This window comes from Arsenophonus endosymbiont of Bemisia tabaci Q2 (assembly GCF_902713415.1).
Lineage (GTDB): Bacteria > Pseudomonadota > Gammaproteobacteria > Enterobacterales > Enterobacteriaceae > Arsenophonus.
This window is the reverse complement of the sequence record NZ_CACTIE010000266.1, coordinates 1-2,032: the sequence shown is the minus strand read 5'-3', so window position 1 is coordinate 2,032 and position 2,032 is coordinate 1. Positions and strand designations below refer to the sequence as shown.

1 protein-coding gene and 1 pseudogene are annotated in these 2,032 nt (G+C 32.4%); one reads left to right on the top strand and one right to left on the bottom strand.

Going from position 1 to position 2,032, the window contains the following annotated elements:
* A partial coding sequence (locus ARSQ2_RS15110) for an IS630 transposase-related protein (protein WP_202880424.1) occupies window positions 1-114 on the bottom strand: 114 nt, incomplete at its 3' end.
* A gap of 217 nt (window positions 115-331) precedes the next feature.
* Here ARSQ2_RS15110 and cra point away from each other — a divergent pair.
* A pseudogene (gene cra, locus ARSQ2_RS11030) lies at window positions 332-1,338 on the top strand (catabolite repressor/activator).
* Window positions 1,339-2,032 lie beyond the last annotated feature (694 nt).

The window sequence follows — 2,032 nt, the reverse complement described above, 5'->3', positions numbered from 1 at the left end:
ACGCGATACAGATGCAGAGCCAATCCGAAATTGTTTCGCTGTTTCTCGGATACTCAACCCTTCTTTTTCCATCGTAAATATCACTTTACGTCTAAAATCAATTGAATAGCTCATAAGCTCATAAGCTCATAAGCTCATAAGCTCATAAGCTCATAAGCTCATAAGCTCATATAAATAATGTCATCAAAATTAAGTCGCTTAGCTATAGGGTTTTCATGGTAAAAAAAGCAAATTTTGCGGTGAAAATATCTCTTCAGCAAGTTAAAATGGCGCAATATTTATTGTCTTAAAGCTTTTGAGACTTTTCCTGTTTCTAAAAGGCGGCATCAACGTGAAATTGGATGAAATTGCCCGTCTAGCCGGAGTTTCTCGCACAACCGCCAGTTATGTTATCAATGGTAAAGCTAAACAGTATCGAGTCAGTGATAAGACTGTTGAAAGAGCGATATCTGTTGTTAAGGAATATAACTATTATCCAAATGCGGTTGCTGCAGGTCTTCGAGCTGGCCGTACCCATTTAATTGCTTTGGTGATCCCAGATTTAGAAAATACTAGTTATACACAGATTGCAAATTATCTTGAGCGTAAGGAGGTCAATGTGGGTATCAGTTACTCATTGCCTGCTCTGAGGATCAACCAGATAACAAAACTCGGTGTATCGAGCACTGACTAAAGCGTCAGGTGGATGCAATCATTTTTTCTACCGCTCTAGCCCCGGAACGTCCCTTTTATCAGCGCTGGACTAACCGTTCATTACCTATTATTGCTTTAGATCGCGCATTAGAACAACAGCATTTTATTAGTGTTGTTGGTGATGATTTACAAGATGCCAAAATGTTAGCAACTGAATTACACAAATTTTCGGTTAAAAAAGTTTTCTATTTAGGTGCGCTGCCAGAGCTTTCTGTTAGCTTATTACGTGAACAAGGATTTAGAGAATCTTGGCAAGATAATTCACATTCTGTCACTTATTTATATGCGATTAGTTATGAACTTCATGCTGCTGAAGAAATTTTTGCGCAGTGGTTAAATCATAATGAAATGCCGGAAGCGTTTTTTACAACATCACTTTCTCTGTTACAAGGAGTAATGGAGGTGATGTTAAAGCGTAATGGGCAATTAGCAAATAATATTATGATTCTAACTTTTGGTGATAATGAATTGTTAGATTTTTTTAATTGTCCAGTATTATCGGTTGTTCAACGTCACCAAGCTATTGCTGATAAAGTAATAGAACTGGTATTAGCCAGTTTAAGTGAAAATAATAACCCAAGCATTGGTGTAACACGTATCCAGCGTGACCTATGTAGAAGAGGTAGCTTAAGTCGTAAAATTTAATTTAAATTAAAAATTATTTAATCAAATTTAAAAAATGCGCTATTAAAATGGCGTATTTTCAAAAATTAATAAACTAATAACAAAAAATAGTAATAATTCAAATAATTCTTAATAAAATTATTTCGAATAATAAGATTTACACATAAAATAGTCACGGACTAATTAGAATATTTTTCTATTCAAAGTATAGACTTTGTATGATAAGCGATATAAAAATTACTGTATATTTATCAGTGTGTGCAATATGCTGATAAATAATATAAAATTTAAAATTTTATGACAAATAATTTTTTGGAAGTTTGATTAATTGTTATTTGTATGGATAAAGTGTTATCTGAAGGTTGATTTAAAATGAAGCATTGGTTGTGTATTTTAGTTTTTATTTCATTTTTTGCGAAATAAATAAGTTTCGGCAGTGAATATTCAGTGAATATAAGTATAAAAATTAATTTATTCAATTTTATCATAATGTTAATTGTTTTTAATTTTTTACTCGTCAGAAAACCCATCCAATCATCTTCCAACATTATTCTGTAAATAAACTAAAGCACCGTGCTGTTGCTTGACAAGATTTTCATACCCTTCGTAAACGCTATATAGCTAAGCGACTTAATTTTGATGACATTATTTATATGAGCTATTCAATTGATTTTAGAAGTAAAGTGATATTTACGATGGAAGAAAAAGGGTTGAG